This is a genomic window from Streptomyces incarnatus, assembly GCF_001027185.1.
Taxonomy (GTDB): Bacteria; Actinomycetota; Actinomycetes; order Streptomycetales; family Streptomycetaceae; genus Streptomyces; species Streptomyces puniciscabiei.
Map to the genome: position 1 here is coordinate 5,783,732 of NZ_CP011497.1, position 24,240 is coordinate 5,807,971.

The window sequence follows — 24,240 nt, forward strand, 5'->3', positions numbered from 1 at the left end:
TCAGGGCTCCTGGCGTACGGGGTCTGCCGGGTCTCGGCTCGATTCGTCCTCCTGGACAGGATGGTGGCACCGGTAGCGGTGTCCGGGCCGTGACGCGGCCGAGAAGTCCGGCATGGCCCCGGCGCACACCCCGTCTGCCTTCCAGCAGCGGGTGCGGAACGGGCAGCCGCTCGGCGGCCGGGTCGCCGAGGGCACCGGACCGCTCAGCGGGATCGGGTCGATGGGGTCCAGCAGACCGGGCGTGGCGGAGAACAGGGCGCGGGTGTACGGGTGCCGGGCCGCGTCGGTGACCCGGCCGGCCGGGCTCTCCTCCACGATCCGGCCCAGGTACATGGTGATCACCCGGTCGCTCATCCGCCGTACCGTCTGGATGTCGTGCGACACGAACACCAGCGCGAGACCGAGGCGCTCCTTGAGGTCCAGCAGCAGGTTGAGGATCTGCGCGCGGACCGACACGTCCAGCGCGCTGGTCGGTTCGTCGGCGACGACCAGCACCGGGTCCAGGGCGAGCGCGCGGGCGATGGCGACGCGCTGCCGCTGCCCGCCGGAGAGCTGCCCGGGCAGCGCGTCGGCGAGGGCCCGGGGGAGCCCGACCAGGGACATCAACTCCCGCACCCGGTCCTCCCGTTCGGCCCGCGTGCCCCGCTGGTGCACATCCAGCGGGTCGCGCAGGATCCGCCGTACGGTCAGCCGCCGGTTGAGCGCGGTCGACGGGTCCTGGAAGACCATGCCGACGCCCGCGCCGACCAGGGTCCGGCGTTCGGCGGCCGGCATCGTCCACAGGTCACGGCCCCGGAACGCCACCGACCCGGCGACCGGCCGCTGGACGCCCACCAGCACCCGCGCCAGCGTCGACTTCCCGCACCCGGACTCGCCGACCACGCCCACCGTCTCCCCGGCGCCCACGGTGAGATCGGCGCCGGTCAGGGCGTACACCCGGTCCCGGCGGAACACCCCGCCGCCGCGCGCCCTGTGCACGACGTGGGCGTCCCGGACCTCGACGACGGCGTTCACGGGAGAGCCTCCTGAACGGGTACGGCCGGATGGTGGCAGGCGGCCATGTGGGTGGCCGTACCGGCCAGGACGGGCGCGTGGGCGTGGCACACCTCGCTCGCCAGCGGGCAGCGGTCGGCGAAGCGGCAGCCCGCCGGGAAGTCGGCCGGGGCCGGTACGACCCCCTTGATCTGCGTCATCCGCTCCTCGGCCGACTCCAGCGACAGCACGCTGCCGAGCAGGCCGCGCGTGTAGTGGTGGGCCGGCGCCGCCACCAGGTCGGCGGTCACCCCGCTCTCCACGATCTGCCCGCCGTACATCACCACCACCCGGTCGGTGACGTCGGCGACCAGCGCCAGGTCGTGCGAGACCAGGATCAGCGCGAACCCCAGCTCCTCGCGCAGCCGCAGCAGCAGCTCCATCACCTGGGCCTGCACGGTGACGTCCAGGGCGGTCGTCGGCTCGTCCGCGACGATCAGCCGTGGGTCGCGGGAGAGCGCCATGGCGATGAGCACGCGCTGCCGCTGGCCGCCGGACAGCTCGTGCGGATAGCTGCGCAGGGTGCGCTCGGGGTCCAGCCCGACCAGCTCCAGCAGCTCCCGGGGGCTTCGGCGGCCGCCGCGCCGCACGAGCTGCTTCAGCTGGGCACGGACGGTCATCGCCGGGTTCAGCGAGGACAGGGCGTCCTGGTGGACCATCGCCATCTCGTGCCCGAGCAGCCGGCGCCGTACCCGCATCGGCTCGGCGAGCAGGTCCCGCTGCCGGAACCGCACCTGGCCGCCGACGCGCGCGTCCCTCGGCTGGAGCCCCATGACCGTGAGCGCGGTCAGCGACTTCCCGCACCCCGACTCGCCCACCACACCCAGCACTTCACCCGGGTACACCTCGAAGCCGACCCCGGCGACGACGTCCACGCCCCGGTGCCGGTCCGGGAAGCCGATGGTCAGGTTCTCCACGGCGAGCACCGGCTGCCCGCCCGGCGCGGGGCGGGGCCGGGCGCGGGAGCGCAGCCGCCGGGCCGCCTCGGACAGCCCGGGCAGCGGAAGCACGGCACCGGGTTCCGCCCTCTCCGACTGGTCCGGCGCCGCCTGCACTTCGCGCGCGGCCGGTGCCGCCCACGCGTCGGACACGCCCTCGGCGAGGACGTTCAGCGACAGCACGGTCAGCAGGATCAGCAGCCCGGGGAAGACGGTCGCCCACCAGCCGCCGGTCAGCACCATGTTCTTGCCGTCGGCGATGACACTGCCCCAGGACGGGTCCGGCGGCCGCACCCCGGCGCCGATGAAGGACAGCGACGCCTCGAACACGATCGCCTCGGCGACCTGCACCGTGCAGAACACCAGCACCGGGGCGGCGCAGTTGACGGCCACGTGCCGCGCCACGATGTGGGCCGTACGGGCGCCGATCACCCGTTCCGCCGTGACGTAGTCCTCGCCGTACTGATCGAGGACGTTGGCCCGTACGACCCGGGCGACGGGCGGTGTGAACAGGAAGGCGATGGCACAGATCAGCACGCCGATCCCGCCGCCGAAGACCGCGACCAGGACCGCCGCGAGCGCGATCCCCGGGAACGCCATCACCACGTCCAGGCAGCGCATCAGCGTCTCGTCGACCGCCTTGCGGGAGGTGGCGGCCACCGCCCCGACGACGGCCCCCACGACCAGCGCGAGCGCCGTCGCCCCCAGCCCGATCGCCAGCGACCACCGGGCGCCGTACATCAGCCGGCTCAGGATGTCCCGGCCGAGGCTGTCCTGCCCGAGCCAGTGCGCGGCGGACGGATGCCCGCTGCCGCCCGCCGGCTCCTGCTGGTCGAGCGGATCGTCGGGGGCGAGGAGAGGGGCGAGTACGGCGGCGAGGACGACGAGGACCAGGAAACAGACGGCGGCCCTCGACAGCGGCGGCAGCCGGCGCCGGCCGCGCGGCCGGACGCCACCGGGCCGGGAGAGCCGCTCGGCAAGACGCGCGCGCATGACCGTCACCCCGCCCTCAGACGTGGGTTGACCAGCAGATACAGCAGGTCGATGACGAGGTTGACGACGACGAAGCCGGTGGCGGTGGTGAGGACGACCCCCTGCACGACGGCCGGGTCCCCGTTCTGCACGGCGTCGATCATCAGCTTGCCCATGCCGGGCAGCGAGAAGATCGTCTCGATGACGACGGCACCGCCGAGCAGATAGCCGACCCGCAGTCCGAGCACCGTCAGCGGATTGACCAGGGCGTTGCGGAGCACGTTCCGCCCGACGACCACCCAGGGCGGCAGCCCGCTCCCGACGGCCGTACGGACGTAGTCCTTGTCCAGCTCCTCCACCACCGAGGTGCGCACGATCCGCGTCAGCTGGGCGGCCACCGGCAGGGAGAGGGCGAAGGCGGGCAGCGCCATGGTCCGCAGCCAGCCGGTGACCGAGTCGGCCGGATTGACGTAGCCGCCGGTCGGGAACCAGCCCCGGTCCACCGCCAGGTACTGGATCATCAGCAGCGCCAGCCAGAAGCCGGGCGCGGCCACCCCGACGAGCGAGACGACCCGGATCACCTGGTCCGGGATCCGGTCCCGGTACACGGCCGCCGTGACGCCCCCCGCCAACGCCAGCACCACCGCGATGGCGAGGCCGAGGAAGGTCAGCTGGAGCGTGAGCGGCAGCGCGGTGGTGACCTGGTCGGCCACCGGGGCCCGGGTCAGGGCGCTGGTGCCGAGGTCGCCGTGGAGCAGATCGCCGACGAAGCGGACGTACCGGACGGGGAGCGGATCGAGCAGGCCGTTGTGCTCGCGGAAGTCGTGCAGCTGCCGCGGGGTCGGATTCGCCCCCTGGAAGAACGCGGACGCCGGGTCGACGTCCGAGAACCGCATCACCAGGAACACGAACAGCACGATCCCGAGCGTCAGCGGCACGAGCAGCGCGATCCGGCGGAGCAGGATGCGTACGACGGCCGTCATGCCGTCAGACCCACTTGGCCTGGAGGAGGTTGATGCCGGGGTAGGGCTGCGCCCTGATGCCGGTGAGCTTCCGGGGGTCCCACGCGGTCATCAGCTCGTTGTGCACGACCGGGTACAGCACGGCCTGCTCGGCGACGAGGTCGATGTAGTCCTGGACGATCGCCTTCTTCCGTTCCGGATCCGGCTCCCGGGTCGCCCGGTCCATCTCCTTGAAGAGCCGCTCGGCGACCGGGTCGCCGGCCCACCGGGTGTACCCCATCCACAGGTTCCGCGGCCCGTAGTTGTAGTGCATGATCAGGTCGGCGTCGAGCCCGAACTGGTTGGGGTTGGATGCGGCGGCGACGACCTGGTAGTCCTGCTTCTGGTCCATCTTGGTGAACACGGCGGTGGTCTCCTGCGGCGCGAGAGACGTCTCCACCCCGATCGCGTCCCATGACGCCTTGATGGTCGGCAGGCAGTCCACGATCCAACTGACGTTGACGGCCAGCACGTTGACCTTCAGGCCGGTCACCCCGGCGGCTTCGAGGAGGGCCCTGGCCTTCCGCGGGTCGTAGTCGTAGACGGTCCTGGCCCGCCGGTAGGCGGGGTTGCCCTCGTCGAGGAACGAGGACGCGGGCTTCCCGTGTCCCTTGAGGGCGACCCGGACCATCTTCTCGGTGTCGATCGCGTAGTGCAGCGCCTGCCGCACCCGCACGTCGTCGAAGGGCCTGTGCCGGGTGTTGAACATCAGGAAGAGGTTGTTCATCCCGGCGCCACCGGCGACCTTCAGCCCGCCCTGCTCCAGCCGCGCGAGGTTGGCGTAGGGGATGTTGTCGGCGATCTGCGCCCCGGCGTCGCTCCCCGAGATCTTCGCGACGCGCGGCGCGGCGTCCACGATCGTCAGCCAGTTCATCCGCTTGAAGGCGGGCGGGCGGGGCCCGTTGTAGGCGGCGTACGCCTCGAAGGTGGTGTTGGACTTCGGGTGGTGCGCGGTCTGCCGGTACGGCCCCGAGCCGACGGCCAGCCCCCTGACGGCCTCGTCCCAGGCGCCGGGCCTGGAGAAGACGTGCTTCGGCATGATCTTGGCGAGGGTGAGCCGGGAGAGCCCGTCCGGGAAGGGGAACTTGAGCACGAGCTCGACGGTGCGGGAGCCGGTCTTGCGTACGCCGTCCAGCCAGCCGGCGAAGAAGCCCTTGGCGAGCGTCTGTGTGCCCGGGTCGAGGATCCGGTCGAAGACGAACACGACGTCGTCGGCGGTGACGGGCCTGCCGTCGTGGAAGGTCGCGCCCGGACGCAGCGTGAACCGCCAGGTGGTGGCCTTCGGGTCCGTCGGGACCCCGGTGGCCAGGGCCGGGTACGGCACCCGGGTGATCGGGTCGGTGTCCAGCAGGCCTTCGTAGATGTGGTTGTTGGCGGCCATGCAGAACGCGGACGCCGTCTGCGTCGGATCCCAGCTGCCGTCGTTCCCGTAGCCGATCACGGCGGTCAGTGTCCGGTCCTTGCCGGTACCGCCGCCCCCGGTGTCGTTCGTGGACTGAGGTCCGGCGGAGCAGGCGGTCAGCGCGGGCGGCAGGAGCGCGGCCGCGCCGAGCGCACCGGTGTAGCCGAGGAACTGCCGGCGGCGCGGTGCCGGTACGCCGGGGCCGGGTGTCACGTCGTCGCGCACGGGTCCTCCAGCAAGGATTGAGGGGAGGGTGGGAGATACGACGTCCTACGTCCTACGTCCGGTAGCGCGACCATAGGAGGGGGCATGGGGGCGGTCAAGACGGCGCACACGAATGGACCAGCCGCCAGAGGCAGGCACCAGTGGCGGCGGTGAAGGGGCGGCGTGCGGCCTCGCCAACCCTGTGCTTGAGGGGCGCAGACCTCTGCCGAGTGTAGAGGCGCTGTGTCACTGCCGATGTACGAAGAGTGAAACCCGGAAAGAGAGGGGAGCGAGATGCCGGGACCGGAAAAGGCAGGAGTGGTGCCGTAGTGAAGCCTCCCGTCATCGGCAGCTGTGCCGTGGACACCCGTACCGGACGGGTCGGGATCGTCATGGGGCACGAGGGGCCGTACGTCCAGCTGAGACCCTACGGCGGAGGCAGGGAGTGGGACGCCGACCCCGCAGCCGTGCGGCTCGCCACCCCCGCCGAGCGACTGAGCGCGGCGACCGCCTACGCCAACGCCCGTAGCCGGGGTGAGGTGCCATAGGTCCCCCGGCGGGGCAGCGCTTGGGCGAGAATGGTGCTCATGACTCTGTTCCGCGACGACGGCATCGTGCTGCGCACCCAGAAGCTGGGTGAGGCGGACCGGATCATCACGCTGCTCACGCGCGGTCACGGGCGGGTACGGGCCGTGGCCCGGGGAGTGCGCCGGACGAAGTCGAAGTTCGGGGCCCGGCTGGAACCCTTCTCCCATGTCGACGTGCAGTTCTTCGCGCGCGGGAGCGAGCTGGTCGGGCGGGGGCTGCCGCTGTGCACGCAGAGTGAGACCATAGCGCCGTACGGTGGCGGAATCGTGACCGACTACGCCCGCTACACCGCCGGCACGGCCATGCTGGAGACGGCCGAGCGGTTCACCGACCATGAGGGCGAGCCAGCGGTGCAGCAGTACCTGCTGCTGGTCGGCGCCCTGCGCACGCTCGCCCGGGGCGAGCACGCCCCCCACCTCGTCCTGGACGCCTTCCTGCTCCGCTCCCTCGCCGTCAACGGATACGCGCCGAGCTTCAGTGACTGCGCGAAGTGCGGGATGCCCGGACCGAACCGGTTCTTCTCCGTGGGCTCCGGCGGTTCCGTCTGCGCCGACTGCCGGGTGCCCGGGAGTGTCGTACCGTCGCCGCAGACCCTGGTGCTCCTCGGTGCGCTGCTTACGGGAGACTGGGAGACGGCGGACGCCTGCGAGGCGCGGTACGTCCGCGAGGGCAGCGGGCTGGTGTCCGCCTACCTGCACTGGCATCTGGAGCGCGGGCTGCGTTCGCTCAGGTACGTCGAGAAGTAAGAGGGAGACGAGAAGCACATGGTCGTACGCGGGATCCTGGGGCGCCAGCGGCGCGAGTACAAGGCGCCGGAGCCGCACCCGTCCGGCGCCCGCGCGCCCAAGCTCCCCGGCGAGCTGGTGCCGAACCACGTGGCCATCGTCATGGACGGCAACGGCAGGTGGGCGAAGGAGCGGGGGCTGCCCCGGACCGAGGGGCACAAGGTCGGCGCCGAGCGGGTGCTGGACGTGCTCCAGGGGTCGATCGAGGTCGGCGTCCGCAACATCTCCCTCTACGCCTTCTCCACCGAGAACTGGAAGCGTTCGCCCGACGAGGTCCGCTTCCTGATGAACTTCAACCGGGACTTCATCCGCAAGACGCGGGACCAGCTCGACGAGCTCGGGATCCGGGTGCGCTGGGTGGGCCGTATGCCCAGGCTGTGGAAGTCGGTCGCCAAGGAGCTGCAGGTCGCCCAGGAGCAGACCAAGGGCAACGACCTGCTCACGCTGTACTTCTGCATGAACTACGGCGGGCGTGCCGAGCTCGCCGACGCGGCGAAGGCGCTGGCCGAGGACGTGGCGGCGGGACGGCTCGACCCGGCCAAGGTCAGCGAGAAGACCATCCAGAAGTACCTGTACTACCCGGACATGCCGGACGTGGACCTGTTCCTGCGGCCCAGCGGCGAGCAGCGCACCTCCAACTACCTGCTCTGGCAGAGCGCGTACGCCGAGATGGTCTTCCAGGACGTGCTGTGGCCCGACTTCGACCGCCGTGACCTGTGGCGGGCCTGCGTCGAATTCGCCTCCCGCGACCGGCGGTTCGGCGGCGCCGTCCCGAACGAGGAACTCCTCGCCATGGAGGAGGCCATGAAGGGCGACGCCACCTCGTAGCCACCGGCGGTTCACGCGGGTCGCCGAGGATGCGGGGTTCATGAGACGTCTCACGCCTGTCCTCGCCCTCGGCGCTCTGCTGCTCACCGCGCTGCCCGCGCACGCCGCCGACGGCCCCGCGCACCGCGAGAGGTACGGCACCAAGGCGCCGTACGAGCCCGAGCAGAGCGCGCACGCCTACCAGCGGCCCCCGGCCGGTTACACCGCCGTCTTCACCGAGAACGTCTCCCGGCACGGCTCCCGTGCGGCGACCGGCAGCGAGGACGGCGACCTGGTCCTCGGGCTGTGGGACAAGGCGCAGGAGGAGGGCCAACTCACCGGCCGGGGCGAGGAGTTCGGGCCGACGGTGCGGGCGCTCGTGGCCGCCGTGGAGAAGGTGGGGTACGGCAACCTCAGCGGGCGCGGCCGGCGGGAGATGCGGGACACCGCGACGCGCATGGAGCAGCGCCTGCCCACGCTGTTCGCGGAGATCGCCGACGAGGGCGAGAAGATCGACGTGGTCACCTCCGGGCAGGGGCGGGCCGTGGACAGCGCGGCCGAGTACACCGGCGCCCTCGCCGCCGCCGACCCCGCGCTGCGGCCGCTGATCGGTCCCGCCCGCACCGACAAGGACCTGCTGTACTTCCACAAGGCGCCGGGCGGTGCGGCGTACCGCGACTACCTCGCCCACGACCAGCGCCTCAAGGACACGCTGAACGCGCTCACCGGCCAGCCCAGGACGCACGAGGCCGCGCGCAGTGTGCTGCGCCGGATCTTCAGGGAACCCTTCGTCGACGGGATCACGGACCAGGTCGGCGCCGCGCGGGCGATCTACAACCTGTACGCCATCGCACCGGCGATGACCGAGGAGAGCCCGGACGGGGCGGGCTGGGGCCTGGAGCGCTCCCTCTCCCCCTCCGACGCGTCCTGGTTCGGCTACCTCTCCGATGCCGAGGACTTCTACGAAAAGGGCCCCGGCTTCTCCGGCAGCGACATCACGTACAAGATGGCCGGCGTGCTCCTGGACGACTTCTTCGAGCAGGTCGAGGCCAAGCGCGCCGGCACCAGTGACCTCGGCGCCGAACTGCGCTTCACCCACGCCGAGGAGATCATCCCCCTGGCCGCGCTGATGGGCCTGCCCGGCAGCACGCAGCCGGCGACACCGGGGGAGCCGTACACCTACGCCGACAACCCCTGGCGGGGCGCGTCCGTCGCCCCCCTCGGCGTGAACCTCCAGTGGGACGTGTACGAGAAGGACGGCCGCTACCTCGTCCGCATGCTCTACAACGAGCGGGAGACACCGTTCCGGGCCGGCTGCCACCCGATCGCCGAGGGCAGCGCGTTCTACGACCTGGACGAACTGGAGCGGTGCTTCGGGCGAATGTGATCGTATTGGAGCTCTCGCGGACCTGTTGTGGACAACGGGCCACTCCCGGCCGAATGCCGCATTAGCATCGAGGCGGAGCGGGCGATGACGCCCGTCGGACGGGTCGGGGGTGGGGGCATGCGGCGCGCCGTGGTTTTCGTGCATGGCACTGGTGTGCGGGAGGAGTCGTACAACAAGACCTTCGGCGCCGTGCGAACCGCTTTGGCGCGGTTACAACCCGGAATCGAGGTACGCGGTTGCTTCTGGGGCCGCGAAGCGGGAGCCGGCCTGGCTCTGGACGGCCTCAGCGTCCCCGGCTACACGGAGTCCGGCGGCGGGCGTGAGGGGGACGAGGAGGTGGCCGTCTGGGGCGTGCTGTACCGCGACCCCGGCTACGAGTTGCGCCTGCTGGGTCTGCGTCCGGCCGTCGCCCCCGGCCTGGGGCGAGGGCAGAGCCCGGCGGAGAAGCTGCGGGACCAGCTCTCGGCCTACAGCCCCTCCTCTCAGGTGCGGGACGCCTTCGCGGAACACGGGCTGGCGGCCGCCCTCGACGAAGCCGTGCGCCGCGTGGCCGAGTCCCCGGAGCTGCGGGACGCCGTGGCCACGGCGGACGAAGGGGGCTATGAACACCGGCACGCGTTCGCGCGCGCCGTGGTGGCCGCGGCGCTCGCGGACGCCGTGGACGGGGGAGCCGACGCACTCGACGGACTCGAGCGCGATGCTCTGCTCTCCCTCGTCAGCGCCGACCTCCACAGCCAAGGACGCGCCCTTCCGGGGGCCGTGGCCAAGGCGGCGGCCGCCCCTGCTCTGCGGGCACTGACCTGGTATGCCCGCCGACGGCGCGGCGCCCTCAACGACGACCTCCTGCTTCCCGCGGTCGGTGACATCCTGCGCTACCAGGCCCGGGGGGAGGCACTGCGCCGGCTGATCGGGCGCACCATCGATCACGCACCGGGCGACAAGGTGACCGTCGTCGCCCACAGTCTGGGAGGTGTGGCCTGCGTGGATCTGATGGTGCGGGAAAAGCTTCCGAGAGTCGATCAGTTGATCACCGTGGGCTCCCAGGCGCCGTTCTTCTACGAAGCCGGCGCGCTGGTCTCGTTGGAACATCCCCAGGCGCCGCCCGAGCACTTCCCGAGGCGCTGGCTCAACCTCTACGACCGACGCGATCTGCTGTCGTTCCGTGCCGGCGCGGTCTTCCCCGGGCACGCCGTCGATCACGAAGTCGACAACCGGCAGCCCTTTCCGCTCGCGCACAGTGCCTACTGGTCCAACCGTGCGGTCTGGAGCGCCATCGGCACATGGATGGGCTGAGCGTGGTCGAGCCGCGGCGCGTGCACGCTGTGGTCGTCGGTGTGGAACGGTACGAGAAGTGTCCGGCATGGAGCCTGCCGGGTGCCGTGGGCGATGCCGTGCGCTTCGCCCGGTGGCTGCGCAAGGGGGGCGTGCCGGCTGCCAACATCCACCTGCTGCTGGCGCCGGGTGAGGAGAGCCGGCGGTTGCTGGACGAGGTGTCGCAGACCGACGAGATCGACTGGTGCGAAGTCTCCTCCCGCGACGGGCTGATGGACGCCTTCACCAGCGGCCTGGACCAGCGCGCCGGCGACCTGCTGTACGTCTACTGGGGCAGCCACGGGGTCCTGGACCATGGCGAACGGCGGCTGCTGCTCTGCCCCGACGCCTCCCTGAAGGACAAACGCTGTATCGACACCGACAACTTGACCGAACACCTCGCCCGAGCCGACCTGCACGGCTTCGCACAGCAGGTGCTCCTCTTCGACGCCTGTGCGACGTTCCTGGAACATCACCAGGATCCCGTCGGGCCCGCGGTTGCCGCCTTTCCCACGGCGCCACGCCGTGGTGTCGAGCAGTTCCGGCTGTGCGCCGCGGCAGCCGGCCAGGTCGCCGAGAACGACCCGGCACGGCGCAGCGGCGTCTTCTCCCGCGCCGTGCTCGACTGGCTGGAGGCACATGCCGCCGATCTGCGACCGGATCTCGGCTCACTGGAAGAACACGTCAAGACGTGGTTCGGTGAACTGCACCGGGCAGGCGGCCCGTTGCAGACCCCCGTCCGCCTCTTCATCCGTACGCTGGACGGCTCCGAGCACCAGTGCGCCGAACCGGCTCTCCCTCCGCTGCCGGAGTCGGCCGACCGGGGCCTGGTCGCCCTCGCCCTGCGCAGTGCGCTCGGCGACCCGGAGCTGCGCGCACGGTGCCTCGACCACCTCACCTCGGCCTGCCCGCAGATACGGCTCGGACCGTGCCCCTCCGACGAGCGGATCGCCCACGTCCTTCTCACGGCGAAACGGGCGATGGCGGCTCTGGTGGAGGTGGTGTGCCAGCAGAACCGGCAAGCCGCCGACGAGTTCCTCATGCTGGCCCGCTCGCTGGGCGCGCCCGGATTGCTGTCCCCGCTGGAGCACGCCTCGCTGCGCGAACTGCTGGAGCGGACACCAGGGCTGCCGCCCATGGCCCAGGTGATCGACGCGGTGCGGACCTCCCTGCCGCTGGGACGGGCATGGCTGCCGCCGCATGAGCCCGACGGTCCGACCGTCGGCCAGCTCATGGCCTGCGTCGAGCACTTCGAGGAGCACGCCGGCGGTCTCAGCGTGGCGCACCCCGGCCGGCACCTCGTGCCGGCCGTCGTCCGTTTCACCGAGCTGCTCGCCGCGGCCCTGCCAGAGGCCCGCCGGGAACTGCGGGAGTGGGGCGACCGCGTGGCCCGCAGACTGGGCGTCGACCCCGGCGGCCTGGCCGAGCGCCGTGCCGATGCCGAGGCCTGGGCGGCCGGCCTCGGCCCAGAGGAGCGACCACCCCGCGTCGTGGCTCAGCTGGATGTGCACACGCCGGGCCGGAGCGCCGCCGGGGCCGGTGAGGGCGGTCAGTCCTTCACCTGCGTCCTCTGGATCGACACCGGTACCGGTGACCTGGTGCGGGCCGCCGACCAGGGCCCCGCGCCCCTGCCACCGCGGGACGTGGTGCGCCTGATCGAGCGAGCCGTTTTCGAACTCCGCGCCGTCACGCGTCAAACGGCGGTCGTGGAAATCCTGGTCCAACCGGACGCCCTGCACCTGCCCGTCGACTCTTGGAACGGCTCCGAGGACACGGATCCGCTGCCGAGCCTGCTCGGGGTGGAACGGGCAACGGTGCTGCGCTGTGCACCCCTTGCGCCCGAGCGTGAGAAGCAGCGTCGGGCCGGACTGCAACGCCGCTGGTTCGGGCGCCACAGCGACAAGGTCGTCCACCTGGACGACCGACACACCGAGGGCCATGCCGGGTACGGGGCTTTGATGCAGGACGTGGGTGCGGCGCGTGCCGTGGTGAGAGCCGCTCCGGGCGGCCGGGACCGGCTGGTCCAGACGGCGCTCCTGCTCGGCTACCCCGTCGTGCTGTGGGACAGGCAGGCTGCGGGACCGGTCCCCGACAGCCACTTCGCCCCCCTGCGCCCCGAGGCAGCCGTGGACGGGCTGCCCTGGCGCGTCCGCGACTACCGGGCGAAAGCGTGCACCGATCCGGTGGCTCATCCCGCACGCCCGGCCGTGCTGCTGGAGGCTGCGGACCGCCCGTTGCCGCCCGTGCTGTCCCTGACCGAGTTGTCCGACGCACCGCCCGACGCAGTGTCTGATGCACTGTCCGACCCCGAGGAAGTGAATTCCTGATGCCGCACGAATCCGAGGCGGACGCCTCCGCGGACACCGGTGCCACTGCGGAGGACGCGGACTGGCAGATCTTCCGGGGGGACGGACGCCGGCGCGCCGCGGCGATTCCCGACGCCCCGCCGTGGCGGTGCTTCGTCACCCACCAGGAGAACGCGGAGGATGCGAAGAGCGCAGGGGACCCGGCGGCCGCCGCATCCGAGACCACGCACCACTACGTCATGAGCCGCGAGGACACCGACGTGGTCAACGCCGCCATCCATCTGCGACGGCCGCTGCTCGTGACCGGGCACCCGGGTACCGGCAAGTCGTCGCTCGCCGCCGCCATCGCCCACGAGCTGGACCTCGGACCCGTGCTGCACTGGCCTGTCAACAGCCGCTCCACGCTTCAGGAGGCGCTGTACCGCTATGACGCCATCGGCCGTTTGCAGGCCGGCCAACTGGACGGGGCAGGGCAGGACGCCCGGCGCGACATCGGCTTGTTCCTGCGGCTGGGACCGGTCGGAACGGCGCTCGTCCAGGCTGCCCGGCCCAGGGTGCTGCTCGTGGACGAGCTGGACAAGGGCGATGTGGATCTGCCGAACGATCTCCTGACCGTCTTCGAGGAGGGCCGCTTCGAGATCCCGGAGCTGTCCAGGCTGCCGGAGGAGCAGTCGGAGGTGCACGTACTCACCGCGGACCCGCACCGGCGCGCGAAGGTGGTCAGGGGGATGGTGCAGTGCACACAGTTCCCCGTCGTCGTCATCACCAGCAACGGAGAGCGGGACTTTCCGCCCGCGTTCCGGCGCCGGTGCGTCCCCCTGGACCTCAAGGACCCGGACGAGCCCCGGCTGCGCGCGATCATCGAGGGTCATCTGGGGCCGGACGCCCTGGCCGAGGCCGACGACCTGGTCACGGCGTTTCTGCAGCAGCGTGCCGAAGGCGAACTGGCCACCGACCAGCTCCTCAACGCCGTGTTCCTGCGCCATGGAGGGGCCCGGCTGGCTGCCGACGGCCTGCTGCGAGCCGTACTGCACCGGCTCAACGCGGGGTGAGGAGCGTGTTCCAGGAGCTGCGGCACCTCCTGGCGTCCGGCGACGGCAGGCCGCTGGATGCGGAGGACCTCCTCGACGTCCTCTGGCTCGCCGCGCGGGTCCCCACCGGACCGGCCGCCCCACTCGCCCTCGGCGTCGGCCACCGCACCGGCTCGGCTCCCGACACCGAGCCCGGACCCACGGACCCCGGGACGCCGTCGGACCCGTCCACCGGCGATGGGCCCGCTCCCGACGGCGGGCACGCCGCAGCCGGTACGGAGCCCGTGCGGCAGGCCCCGTACATCGGGGTGACATCCGGTCACAGCGCGGCCGGAGCGTCCGGCACAGCCGTGTGGACGCCCGGGACCCGTGCACTGGGCTCCGCCCTGCCTCTCGGCAGAACCCTGCGCCCGCTGAAGCGGCGTACCCCAAGCCGTCACCGGAGCGAACTCGACGAGGTGGCGACGGCCACCCTGCAGGCGGAGACCCCCCGCACCCCGCAGATGGTCATGCGGCCACAGCCGGAGCGGTGGCTCCGGCTCGCACTCGTCATCGACGGCGGCGTGTCCATGCTCCTCTGGGAGCGCCACTGCGCGGAGCTCAAGGGCATCTTCGAGCGCAGCGGTGCGTTCCGGCAGGTGGAGACGTGCCAGATCCATTACGGCCCCCAGGGCGCGGTCCGGCTCGGGCGCCCGTGGACCACCGCTGTGGCGACCCGGCCGGCCAGTGCCGTGGGGGACGCCTTCGGACAGACCATGGTGCTGGTGGTGACCGACGGAGCGGCGGCCGCCTGGCGTGACGGACGGATGCGCCCGGTGCTCGAGAGATGGGCGCGTAAGGGACCCACCGCCGTCGTCCACACGTTGCCCCGGCGGCTGTGGGCGGGCTCCGGTGTGCGGGCGGACACCTGGCAGGTCACCTCACCCCGGCCGGGCGCACCGAACCGGTCCTGGAAGGTGACACACCCGCTGCTCCCCCCGAGCGTCGCCCCTGCGCCTTTGCCCCCCATGCCCGTTCTGGAGCTCTCGCCGTCCGGCCTGGCGACCTGGGCGGCCGTGAACACCGTCATCGGCCGGTCCTTTCCGGTGCCGCTGTGGACACCGCCGGATCCGGTCTCGGGGCGTGCCGACCGGCCGGGTCGTGTCTCCGCCCAGGACTTCGGCCGCGCGGCGTCCCCGGAGGCGGTGCGGCTGGCTGCGCATCTCGCGGCCGTGGCGCCGGTCACCGTGCCGGTGATGCAGCTGGTCCACGCCTGCCTCGACCAGGGACAGAACACCGCGGCGCTGGCCGAGGTCCTGCTCGGCGGGCTCGTCCAGCCCCTTCCTGTCCCCGAGGGATCGCAGTCCACTGGGCGACACCGCCTGTTCGACTTCACGGACGAGGCCAAGGACCTGCTGCTCGACGCCGTGCCCACGGCCGAACTCGTCGAGTGCGGTCGCCGGGTCGGCAGGCGCATCGAGTCCCTGGTCGGCCGCTCCTCCGACTTCCCGGCCTGGCCCGTGCACCCCGGGTCGCACCGCGACAGACCGGGCGCCCAGCCGTTCGCGTACCTCGGCCCCGCACTTCAGGCGCGTCTGGGGCTGCCGGTGGCGGCCGTACCTTCCGCCGACGCAGCGGCTCCCGTCCTACCGTCGCCGTCCGGTCCGGCGGGCGAGGGGGGCGAACCATCGTCGGACGGAGACCTGCGCGAGAGGCTCCGGCAGTTGTTCGATCTTGATGTCCTGTCAGAAGCGTTCGCCGCCGACCGTAACCTGTCGCTCGCGGCACTCGGCCACATCCTCAAGGACCGAGCTGCTCCTCAGTGGGACGTCGTCCTGGCCTCTTTGGAGTCCATGCAGTCACGGCTCGTGGCCGGGCCCGAAATGCGGGGCCGTCTGTTGGGGCTGTACATCGACGTGGCGCTGGCTTCCAGCCGGGAGGTGATCCGGAGGCCGTACGAACATGTTCGCGCCGCCCTGCGGTCCCACGGGGCCCCGCAGGAAGCGGAGCTGCTGCTGCTTCACCTGCTCACCTACCTCGACGAACGGAGCCCCGTGCCGGAGGGATTCGGCAGGCCGGAGAGGGATGTCGTCGAAGACCTGGCGCGGTTTCTCGACGGGCGGAGGAGTGGCATCGCTGAGCCTGTCGACCGGGAGGAACCGCGGTCCGGAGGAAAACCAAGGTACGACCTGGTCTGGCGGGCTCGCGGGCATCGGTTCCCGGTTGAGGTCGAGCGCCGTGGACTGCCTTTCACCTGGGCCTTCTCACAGTTGCGGCTGGTCGCGGGACCGGATGAGCACCACCCTGTGTGGTTCCTCCTGATCATCGATGACACCGAGCAGCCGGCCGGACCGGTCCTGTTCGATGACTGCGTGAGCTGCTGGCCTTCCGGCGGAGGGCTCGTCGTCGGGCTGCGACTCCGGACCGCGCCGGGCACGACCAGCCGGCCGGTACCGCCCGCCGACGATCCGCCGACGCCGGTCCACAGGGTCTGCATCGCCGTGGACGGCATGGGCTTCGGCGGACTGGATGACGTGCAGCGAGCCGTACAGCAGCGCTCCATGATGACGGCCACCCGCGAGGCGCTGGAGGCGGCCGGGACCTCCGTCAGAGCCTGCATCCAGGAGATCTGGAGCGACGGCGAAATCATCGTCCTTCCCGGGGGAACCGACGCGGCGGCGGTGATCCCCAGGTTCGTCGAGGACCTCGCGCAACGGCTGAGCGCTTACAACAGGCTGGCAGCATGGCCGTTGCGCATGCGCGTCGCGATCGGAGAAGAGGAACTCGGCCTCATCGGGGACTTCATCGGGGGCATGGAGGGGACCGGCAGGGCGGTCTTGCACACCGCCCGCCTCCTCGACTCCGCCGCCCTCCGGGACTCGATGGTGACCCACCCTCAGGCGGGCCTCGGGCTCATCGTGTCGCAGGAGATCCACCAGAGGGTGCCCGCGCTGCGCGGCCGTCTCCGGCGTGTGGGGGTCCCGTCCAAGGACCAGGAGGTCTGGGGCTGGCTGCTGGTCGCCGCTGCCGAGGACGGGTCGGTTGCCCGGCTCCCGGACCGGAACCGTTCGAGCGCGGTTCTGGTCGGAGTCGGTCACTACATGGAGCTGCCGGACCTGCCGCAGGTGCGTACGGGCCTCGATGCCCTGGCAGCTTTGTTGACGGACCCGCCGGGAGCCTTTGCCAGGGACCGCACCGCTGTGGTGAGTGATCCGGTGAGCGTGCCGGAGGTGCTGGAGCATCTTGACCTGGCCGCCCGCTCCGCCGAGGACACCTTGCTCGTCTACTTCGCCGGGCACAGTCTGCGGGATCCGGCCTCGGGCGAGTTGAGTCTGGCGATGGCAGGGACCCGCCAGGACAGGGGCACCACGGCGTTGCCGTTCCGATTCGTCCGCGAGGCGCTGCGCGCCAGCAGGGCTCTGCACAAGATCGTCATCCTCGACTGCTGCGACAGCGGCGAGGCCGTGCGCGTCACCCCGTCCGGCGATGCCCTCGACGTCCGGGAGGACACCGGGGACACGCTGGTGCTGGCCGCGAGTGACCGCGTTGCGATGGCTCCGCGTGAGAGCACGTACACGGCCTTCACCGGGGAACTCATCGGCCTTTTGAGCGAGGGCGTGAGCGGGGGGCCCGAGTTCCTCTCCATGGAGGAGCTGTACCGGCAGCTGAGGCAGCGGCTTCACGCGGGCAATCTCCCCCAGCCGCAGATGACCAGCACGCATCGGATGAGGCAGCTGGTGATTGCCCGAAACCGGGCTCACCTCGGCGCTTAGCCCGCGGCGCACTCCGCGCACGTGCCGAAGATCTCCACCGTGTGGGCCACGTTCACGTACCCGTGCTCCGCGGCGATCGCCTCCGCCCACTTCTCGACGGCCGGGCCCTCCACCTCCACCGCCTTGCCGCAGGCGCGGCACACGAGGTGGTGATGGTGTTCTCCGGTGCTGCAGCGGCGGTAGACGGACTCGCCGTCGGACGTGCGCAGGACGTCGACCTCGCCGGCCTCGGCGAGGGACTGGAGGGTGCGGTAGACCGTGGTCAGACCGACCGAGTCGCCCTTGTGCTTGAGCATGTCGTGCAGTTCCTGGGCGCTGCGGAACTCCTCGACCTCGTCCAGGGCCGCCGCCACGGCTGCACGCTGACGGGTCGCGCGGCCCTTCACGGGCGGTCCAGCGGTCGTCACCGTTGTCTCCTCACGTCTCGCTTCTGCCCGGGCGGCCATTGTGCCAGCCCGGGCTGTCAGCGGTCAGACGCCGATCTTGCTCCCGGCCTCTCTTCTGGCCGGAATCGAGCACTCCGCGGGGTCACCGGCGGGCTGTGCGGCGGCCGCCGCACGGGCGCGGCGGCGGGCCAGCGGCGTGGCCAGGGCCGTCAGCGCGACGAACGCGCCGATGGTCAGCAGGACGATCGTCGCGCCGGGCGGCACGTCCTGGTAGTACGAGGTGATCGTGCCGCTGACGGTCACGGCGACGCCGATCACGACCGCGATCACGAAGGTCGCCGTGAAGCTGCGGGTGAGCTGCTGTGCCGCCGCGACGGGTACGACCATCAGCGCGGACACCAGCAGCAGGCCGACCACGCGCATGGCGACCGTGACCGTGACCGCCGCCGTGACCGCCGTCAGGAGGTTGAGCGCGCGCACCGGCAGGCCCGTGACCCGGGCGAACTCCTCGTCCTGGCTGACCGCGAACAGCTGGCGGCGCAGGCCGAGCGTGACCAGCACCACGAACGCGGCCAGCAGGCAGATCGAGACGACGTCCGACTGCGAGACCGTGGAGAGCGAGCCGAAGAGGTACGTCGTCAGGTTCGCGTTGGAGCCGGTCGGCGCGAGGTTGATGAACATCACGCCGCCGGCCATGCCGCCGTAGAAGAGCATCGCGAGGGCGATGTCGCCGCGGGTCCTGCCGTACCAGCGGATCAGCTCCATCAGGACCGCGCCGAGGACCGAGACGGCCGTCGCCATCCACACGGGGGACGTCGACAACAGGAAACCGAGGCCGACGCCCGTCATCGCCACGTGTCCGATGCCGTCGCCCATCAGGGCCTGGCGGCGCTGGACCAGGTAGATGCCGACCGCGGGCGCGGTGATGCCGACCAGGACGGCGGCGAGCAGCGCCCGCTGCATGAAGGCGTAGTTCAGGAAGTCCATCAGCTCAGCAGTCCCGTCCGCAGAGGTTCGGTACCCGACGGTGCGTGCGGGTGTACGTGGTCGTGGCCGGGGAGAGCGTGCTGGCCGACGGCCTGCGGAGGCGGGCCGTCGTGCCGGACGCAGCCGTCGCGCAGGACGACCGCCCGGTCGATCAGGGGCTCCAGGGGGCCGAGTTCGTGCAGCACGAGCAGGACCGTCGTACCGGAGTCGACCTGCTGCTTCAGCGTGCGCGCGAGCACCTCCTGGCTGGCCAGGTCGACACCCGCCATCGGCTCGTCCATGATCAGCAGCTCGGGTTCGGCGACCAGGGCGCGGGCGATCAGGACGCGCTGGTGCTGGCCGCCGGAGAGGGCGTTCACCGATTCCTTGGCGCGGTCGGCCATCCCGACCAGCTCCAGGGCCCGCTGCACGGCCTCCAGGTCGGCCCTGCGGAAGACGCCGAAGCGGGTGCGGGACAGCCGGCCGGAGGAGACGATCTCGGTGACCGTCGCCGGGACGCCGCCCGCGGCCGTCGTCCGCTGCGGTACGTAGCCCACGCGCGCCCAGTCGCGGAAGGCGCGGCGCGGGGTGCCGAACAGCTCGATCGCGCCGCCGCTGACGGGGACCTGGCCGATGATCGTACGGATCGCCGTGGACTTGCCGGAGCCGTTGGCGCCGAGCAGCGCGACGACCTCGCCGCGGCCGACGGTGAGGTCGATGCCGCGGAGCACGGGGCGCGCGCCGAGTTCGGCGGTGACCCCGCGCAGGGATATGACGGGCTCGCTGGTCATCCGTTCCCCTGTCATTTCGCGCCCAGCGCCTGCTGGAGCGCCTTGAGGTTGGCCTCCTGGACGGAGAAGTAGTCCTTGCCGCGGGACTTGGCGGTGATGCCCTCGATCGGGTCGAGGACGTCCGTCCGCAGCCCGGCGTCGTTCGCGATGGTCTTCGCGGTCCTGTCGCTGACGAGCGTCTCGTAGAAGACGGTGGAGACGCCGTCGGCCTTCGCCATCGTCTCCAGGTCCTTCACGCGCGCGGCGCTGGGCTCGGACTCGGGGTCGAGGCCGTTGATGGCCTCCTCGGTCAGGCCGTAGCGCTCGGCGAGGTAGCCGAAGGCGGCGTGGGTGGTGACGAAGACCTTGGTCCTCGTGTGCGCGAGGCCGTTCTTGAACTGGGTGTTGAGGTCGTCGAGCTGCTTGACCAGGGCCGCGGTGTTCTTCCGGTAGTCGGCGGCGTGCTTCGGGTCGGCCTTCTCGAAGGCCTTGCCGACGCCCTCGGCGACCTGGGCGTAGCGCACCGGGTCGAGCCAGATGTGCGGGTCCTTGCCCGAGGACTCCTCGTTCTTGTGGGTGTCGTGCGCGGCCGCGTGGCCGCCGACCTCGTTGCCGTGCTCCTCCAGCGTGGTCAGGGAGGCCGCGTCGATCTTGGTCTTGACCGGGGACTGGGCCACGGCGTCGTCGACGGAGGGCTGGAGGTTCTTCAGGTACAGGACCGCGTCGGAGTCCTGGATCGAGGCGATCTGCCTGGGGCTGATCTCCAGGTCGTGCGGCTCCTGGCCGGGGGAGGTGAGACTGGTGACGTGGACGTGGTTCTGGCCGATCCGCTCGGCGAGGAAGGCCATGGGGTAGAAGGACGCGACGACGTCGAACCTGCCCGTGTTCGCCGCCTCCGCCCGGTCGCCGGAGCAGGCCGTGAGGGTGCCGAGGCCGAGGGCGGTCACGGCGGTGAGGGCGGCGCTGGGTATGAGGCCTCGTCGTACGTTCATGACAGTCATTTTCAACAAACATGGAAACCGTTGTCAACAAGCGCCGGTAAAGGCCCGGTGAGAGCCCGGGAGACGGACTTCGGGAGGGGGCCGATTTGGTCCGGGGGGAGCCTGCGCCGGTAACCTGAATCATTCGCTGGAAGCATCTCGCTTCAACGCCCGTCGTCGTAATGAAGAGAGCACCGTGGCCGCCGACAAGATCGACACCATCGTCAGCCTGAGCAAGCGCCGTGGCTTCGTTTTCCCGTGCAGTGAGATCTACGGCGGACAGCGTGCCGCCTGGGACTACGGACCGCTGGGTGTCGAGCTCAAGGAGAACATCAAGCGCCAGTGGTGGCGCTACATGGTGACGTCGCGCGAGGACGTGGTCGGTATCGACTCGTCCGTCATCCTGGCCTCCGAGGTCTGGGTCGCGTCCGGCCACGTCGCCACCTTCACGGACCCGCTGACCGAGTGCACCGCGTGTCACAAGCGGTTCCGCGCCGACCACCTGGAAGAGGCCTACGAGGAGAAGAAGGGCCACGCCCCGGCGAACGGCCTGGCCGACATCAACTGCCCGAACTGCGGCAACAAGGGCCAGTTCACCGAGCCCAAGCAGTTCTCCGGTCTGCTGTCGACGCACCTCGGCCCGACCCAGGACAGCGGCTCGATCGCCTACCTGCGTCCTGAGACCGCCCAGGGCATCTTCACCAACTTCGCCCAGGTGCAGACCGCCTCGCGCCGCAAGCCGCCGTTCGGCATCGCCCAGATGGGCAAGTCGTTCCGCAACGAGATCACGCCGGGCAACTTCATCTTCCGCACCCGCGAGTTCGAGCAGATGGAGATGGAGTTCTTCGTCAAGCCGGGCGAGGACGAGAAGTGGCACGAGTACTGGATGGAGCAGCGCTGGAACTGGTACACCGGCCTGGGTCTCCGTGAGGAGAACATGCGCTGGTACGAGCACCCGAAGGAGAAGCTCTCCCACTACTCCAAGCGCACCGCCGACATCGAGTACCGCTTCCAGTTCGGCGGCAGCGAGTGGGGCGAGCTGGAGGGCGTCGCCAACCGCACCGACTACGACCTCTCGTCGCACTCCAAGGCCTCCGGCCAGGACCTGGCCTACTACGACCAGGAGGCCCAGGAGCGCTGGACGCCGTACGTCATCGAGCCCGCGGCGGGTGTCGGCCGGACCATGCTGGCCTTCCTGCTCGACGCCTACGTCGAGGACGAGGCGCCGAACGCCAAGGGCAAGATGGAGAAGCGGACGGTGCTGCGCCTGGACCACCGCCTCGCCCCGGTGAAGGCCGCCGTCCTGCCGCTGTCCCGCAACGCCGAGCTGTCCCCGAAGGCCAAGGGTCTCGCCCAGGCGCTGCGCCAGCACTGGAACATCGAGTTCGACGACGCCGGTGCCATCGGCCGCCGCTACCGTCGCCAGGACGAGATCGGTACGCCGTACTGCGTGACCGTCGACTTCGACACGCTCGAGGACAACGCGGTGACCGTGCGTGAGCGTGACTCGATGAAGCAGGAACGCGTGTCGCTGGACCAGATCGAGGGTTACCTCGCCGGCCGGCTCCTCGGCTGCTGACGCCCGCTGAGCTCGCCGTTCCGGAGGCTCCGGACCCCCGGCCTACGCCCACCCTCCACCCGACCCGGTCGGCCGGAGGGTGGGCGTTCCGCGTTGTGGGCACCCTCGCCTCACGACCTGGCCGCCGCCACCCCGCGCCGTCCATGTCCGGGCTCCGTGGTCTCGTAGGTCGCGATCCTTCTGACCTCCTCCACCCGGGCGGGGCTGGCGCCCCAGGCCGCCCGGTAGCCCGCGCGCACCGCCTCGCGCCCCTCGAAGCGCGGGGGAAGCCGGGGGAGGTGAACGGGAACCCGTACACGGGTCGCTCCATTCGCTCAACAGCTGTTGACCCAGTCGGCCCAGGAGTCGCCCGCGTGTTCGGTCAACGGTTGTAGAGTGAACGTATGTCCGCCCCTCACGAGAGCCGCGCCGACCGCCGCCGTGCCACCGAGGCGCGCATCCTGGATCGGGCCAGGGAGCTGTTCGCGGAGAAGGGTTTCGACCGCACCACCATCCGTGCCGTGGCGAGCGCGGCCGGCGTCGACCCGGCGCTGGTCATGCAGTACTTCGGCTCCAAGCGCGAGCTGTTCACCCGGGCCGTGCAGGCCGTTCCCGCGCTGCCGGCGGCCACCGGCGCCGACGCGCTCGTCGATCAGCTGCTGGCCACGCTCGGCCTCAGGCTGGGCGGCCTGCCCGAGGGCGCGCTGGCGATGCTGCGCTCCATGCTCACCGACCCGGCCGCCGCCGAGCAGGCCCGCGAGACCCTGGGCCGGCAGATCGGCGGCGTCCGTGACGCGCTGCCCGGGGCCGAGGACCGCGAGCTGCGCGCCGCGCTGATCGTCACCGCCTTGCTGGGCGTCACGATCGGCCACCAGCTCCTCGGCCTGGCCGCGCTGCGGGACGCCCCCGCCGACCGCGTCGCCGCCCTGCTGCGGCCGGCGATCGAGGCGCTGACGGAACCGGCGGGCTGACGGCCGCCGCGGCTCAGCGGTGCTGCAGCGCCCGGACGTTGTCGCCGAAGGTCCAGTTCTTCGACCCGTCCCAGTTGACCGACCAGGTCATCAGCCCCTTGAGGGACGTGCCGTAGTGGTTCCAGGCCTGGGCGACCAGGGACGGGGACAGGTAGCCGCCGCCCGCGCCGGGCTGGGCCGGCAGCCCCGGAACCTGCTTGTCGTAGGGCACCCTGATGGTCGTGCCCTGGACCACCAGGCCCTTGTTCAGGCAGTCGGTCTGGGCGGTGAAGCCGGCGACCGTGCCGGCCTCGTAGGAGTCGCCGGAGCAGCCGTACATGCTGCCGTTGTAGTACTGCATGTTCAGCCACCACAGCCGGCCGTTGTCGGCGTACTTCTTGATGATCGGCAGGTAGGCGCCCCAGATGGAGCCGTAGGTGATGCTGCCACCGGTGACGTACGCGGTCTCGGGGGCCATCGTCAGGCCGAAGTCCGACGGCATCCGCGCCAGGATCCCGTCGATGATCCGGATCAAGTTGGCCTGGGACGTGGACAATTGGCCGATGTTGCCGCTGTTCGTGAGGCCGGTCTCGATGTCGATGTCGATGCCGTCGAAGTTGTACTTCTTCAGGATCGGGACGATCGTCGAGACGAAACGGTCGGCCACGGCGGCCGAGTTCAGGTCGATGCCGGCCGCCGCGCCGCCGATGGAGAGCAGGATCGTCTGCCCCGACGCCTTCGCCGCGCACATCTCCGCGGGCGTCGCCACCTTCACGCCGGTGTCCATGCCGTCCTCCCACAGGGCCGTGCCGTCGGAGCGGATGACCGGGAAGGCCGCGTTGATCACGTTGTAACCGTGCGCGGGGATACGGGAGTCGGTGATCGGGGTCCAGCCGAAGGGCGGGTGGACGCCGTTGGCGGAGCCGTCCCAGTTCTCCCAGTACCCCTGGAGCACCTTCCCGGCCGGCCGGGACTTCACCGCGCAGGTGTCGGCGGCGGAGGCGGTGGGGGCGGTGGCGATGCCGAGGGGGACGAGGAGGGCCGCGCCGAGCGCGGTGGCGAGCAGACGTCTGATCATGCGAGGCCTCCCGGTGGGGGTGCGGTGAGGTGTGTC

The 24,240-nt window shown here is 71.2% G+C and carries 19 protein-coding genes; 10 read left to right on the forward strand and 9 right to left on the reverse strand.

Translation table 11 applies throughout. From position 1 onward, the window contains the following. Genes ABB07_RS26070 through ABB07_RS26085 form a run of 4 tightly spaced genes read right to left on the reverse strand, consistent with a single transcriptional unit; the run spans position 1 to position 5,570 of the window. A complete protein-coding gene (locus ABB07_RS26070; protein ID WP_208900973.1) occupies positions 1-1,014 on the reverse strand; it encodes an ABC transporter ATP-binding protein in 1,014 nt (337 codons plus the stop codon). Further along, positions 1,011-2,963 carry a dipeptide/oligopeptide/nickel ABC transporter permease/ATP-binding protein gene (locus tag ABB07_RS26075; RefSeq protein WP_208900974.1) on the reverse strand — a complete coding sequence of 651 codons (1,953 nt, stop codon included), beginning with the start codon at positions 2,961-2,963 and terminating at the stop codon, positions 1,011-1,013. Before ABB07_RS26075 ends, ABB07_RS26070 begins: the two co-directional genes overlap by 4 nt. Positions 2,964-2,968: 5 nt before the next feature. Beyond that, positions 2,969-3,925 (reverse strand): ABC transporter permease, encoded by a 957-nt coding sequence (locus tag ABB07_RS26080; protein WP_208900975.1) that lies wholly within the window; start codon positions 3,923-3,925, stop codon positions 2,969-2,971. A gap of 4 nt (positions 3,926-3,929) precedes the next feature. Continuing rightward, on the reverse strand, positions 3,930-5,570 hold the full coding sequence (locus ABB07_RS26085) for an ABC transporter substrate-binding protein (protein ID WP_208900976.1): 1,641 nt from the start codon (positions 5,568-5,570) through the stop codon (positions 3,930-3,932). Between the two features lie 308 nt (positions 5,571-5,878). Between ABB07_RS26085 and ABB07_RS26090 the strand changes: the two genes are divergently transcribed. From ABB07_RS26090 to ABB07_RS26125, 8 genes are all read left to right on the forward strand, one after another. Then, positions 5,879-6,097: a hypothetical protein gene (locus ABB07_RS26090; protein ID WP_208900977.1), complete on the forward strand. Its 219-nt coding sequence runs from the start codon at positions 5,879-5,881 to the stop codon at positions 6,095-6,097. Between the two features lie 39 nt (positions 6,098-6,136). After that, entirely contained in the window at positions 6,137-6,883 is a 747-nt protein-coding gene (gene recO, locus ABB07_RS26095; RefSeq protein ID WP_055704970.1) for a DNA repair protein RecO, read from the forward strand. Between the two features lie 18 nt (positions 6,884-6,901). Further along, entirely contained in the window at positions 6,902-7,750 is an 849-nt protein-coding gene (locus tag ABB07_RS26100; RefSeq protein ID WP_208900978.1) for an isoprenyl transferase, read from the forward strand. 40 nt (positions 7,751-7,790) lie between these two features. Next, positions 7,791-9,116, forward strand: a complete 1,326-nt coding sequence (locus ABB07_RS26105; RefSeq protein ID WP_208900979.1) for a histidine-type phosphatase — start codon at positions 7,791-7,793, stop codon at positions 9,114-9,116. 138 nt (positions 9,117-9,254) lie between these two features. Beyond that, a complete protein-coding gene (locus ABB07_RS26110) occupies positions 9,255-10,409 on the forward strand; it encodes a lipase family protein (protein ID WP_208900980.1) in 1,155 nt (384 codons plus the stop codon). Continuing rightward, positions 10,397-12,754 (forward strand): VMAP-C domain-containing protein, encoded by a 2,358-nt coding sequence (locus tag ABB07_RS26115; protein WP_208900981.1) that lies wholly within the window; start codon positions 10,397-10,399, stop codon positions 12,752-12,754. The genes ABB07_RS26110 and ABB07_RS26115 overlap by 13 nt, the downstream gene beginning before the upstream one ends. Further along, positions 12,754-13,785 (forward strand): AAA family ATPase, encoded by a 1,032-nt coding sequence (locus ABB07_RS26120; protein ID WP_208900982.1) that lies wholly within the window; start codon positions 12,754-12,756, stop codon positions 13,783-13,785. The genes ABB07_RS26115 and ABB07_RS26120 overlap by 1 nt, the downstream gene beginning before the upstream one ends. A gap of 5 nt (positions 13,786-13,790) precedes the next feature. Continuing rightward, the gene (locus ABB07_RS26125) at positions 13,791-17,516 is read left to right on the forward strand and encodes a caspase, EACC1-associated type (RefSeq protein ID WP_208900983.1); all 3,726 of its coding nucleotides are present in this window, start codon (positions 13,791-13,793) and stop codon (positions 17,514-17,516) included. Here the strand turns inward: ABB07_RS26125 and ABB07_RS26130 are convergent. The 4 genes from ABB07_RS26130 to ABB07_RS26145 all read right to left on the reverse strand — a co-directional run bounded on the left by ABB07_RS26130 (position 17,513) and on the right by ABB07_RS26145 (position 20,630). Beyond that, positions 17,513-17,923: a Fur family transcriptional regulator gene (locus ABB07_RS26130; RefSeq protein WP_208900984.1), complete on the reverse strand. Its 411-nt coding sequence runs from the start codon at positions 17,921-17,923 to the stop codon at positions 17,513-17,515. The two genes, ABB07_RS26125 and ABB07_RS26130, sit on opposite strands and share 4 nt — an antisense overlap. Before the next feature lie 63 nt (positions 17,924-17,986). Next, complete coding sequence (locus tag ABB07_RS26135) at positions 17,987-18,889, reverse strand: metal ABC transporter permease (protein WP_208900985.1); 903 nt, start codon at positions 18,887-18,889, stop codon at positions 17,987-17,989. After that, positions 18,889-19,659, reverse strand: coding sequence for a metal ABC transporter ATP-binding protein (locus ABB07_RS26140; RefSeq protein WP_208900986.1), 771 nt, complete (start codon positions 19,657-19,659; stop codon positions 18,889-18,891). The genes ABB07_RS26135 and ABB07_RS26140 overlap by 1 nt, the downstream gene beginning before the upstream one ends. 11 nt (positions 19,660-19,670) lie before the next feature. Then, entirely contained in the window at positions 19,671-20,630 is a 960-nt protein-coding gene (locus tag ABB07_RS26145; RefSeq protein ID WP_208900987.1) for a metal ABC transporter substrate-binding protein, read from the reverse strand. A 184-nt stretch (positions 20,631-20,814) separates the two neighbouring features. Here ABB07_RS26145 and ABB07_RS26150 point away from each other — a divergent pair, with 184 nt between their 5' ends. Beyond that, positions 20,815-22,197, forward strand: a complete 1,383-nt coding sequence (locus ABB07_RS26150; RefSeq protein WP_208900988.1) for a glycine--tRNA ligase — start codon at positions 20,815-20,817, stop codon at positions 22,195-22,197. 383 nt (positions 22,198-22,580) lie between these two features. Then, the gene (locus tag ABB07_RS26155; RefSeq protein ID WP_208900989.1) at positions 22,581-23,147 is read left to right on the forward strand and encodes a TetR/AcrR family transcriptional regulator; all 567 of its coding nucleotides are present in this window, start codon (positions 22,581-22,583) and stop codon (positions 23,145-23,147) included. A 13-nt stretch (positions 23,148-23,160) separates the two neighbouring features. Here ABB07_RS26155 and ABB07_RS26160 read toward each other — a convergent pair whose 3' ends face one another. Then, positions 23,161-24,204 (reverse strand): chitinase, encoded by a 1,044-nt coding sequence (locus tag ABB07_RS26160; protein WP_208900990.1) that lies wholly within the window; start codon positions 24,202-24,204, stop codon positions 23,161-23,163. Positions 24,205-24,240: the final 36 nt, after the last annotated feature.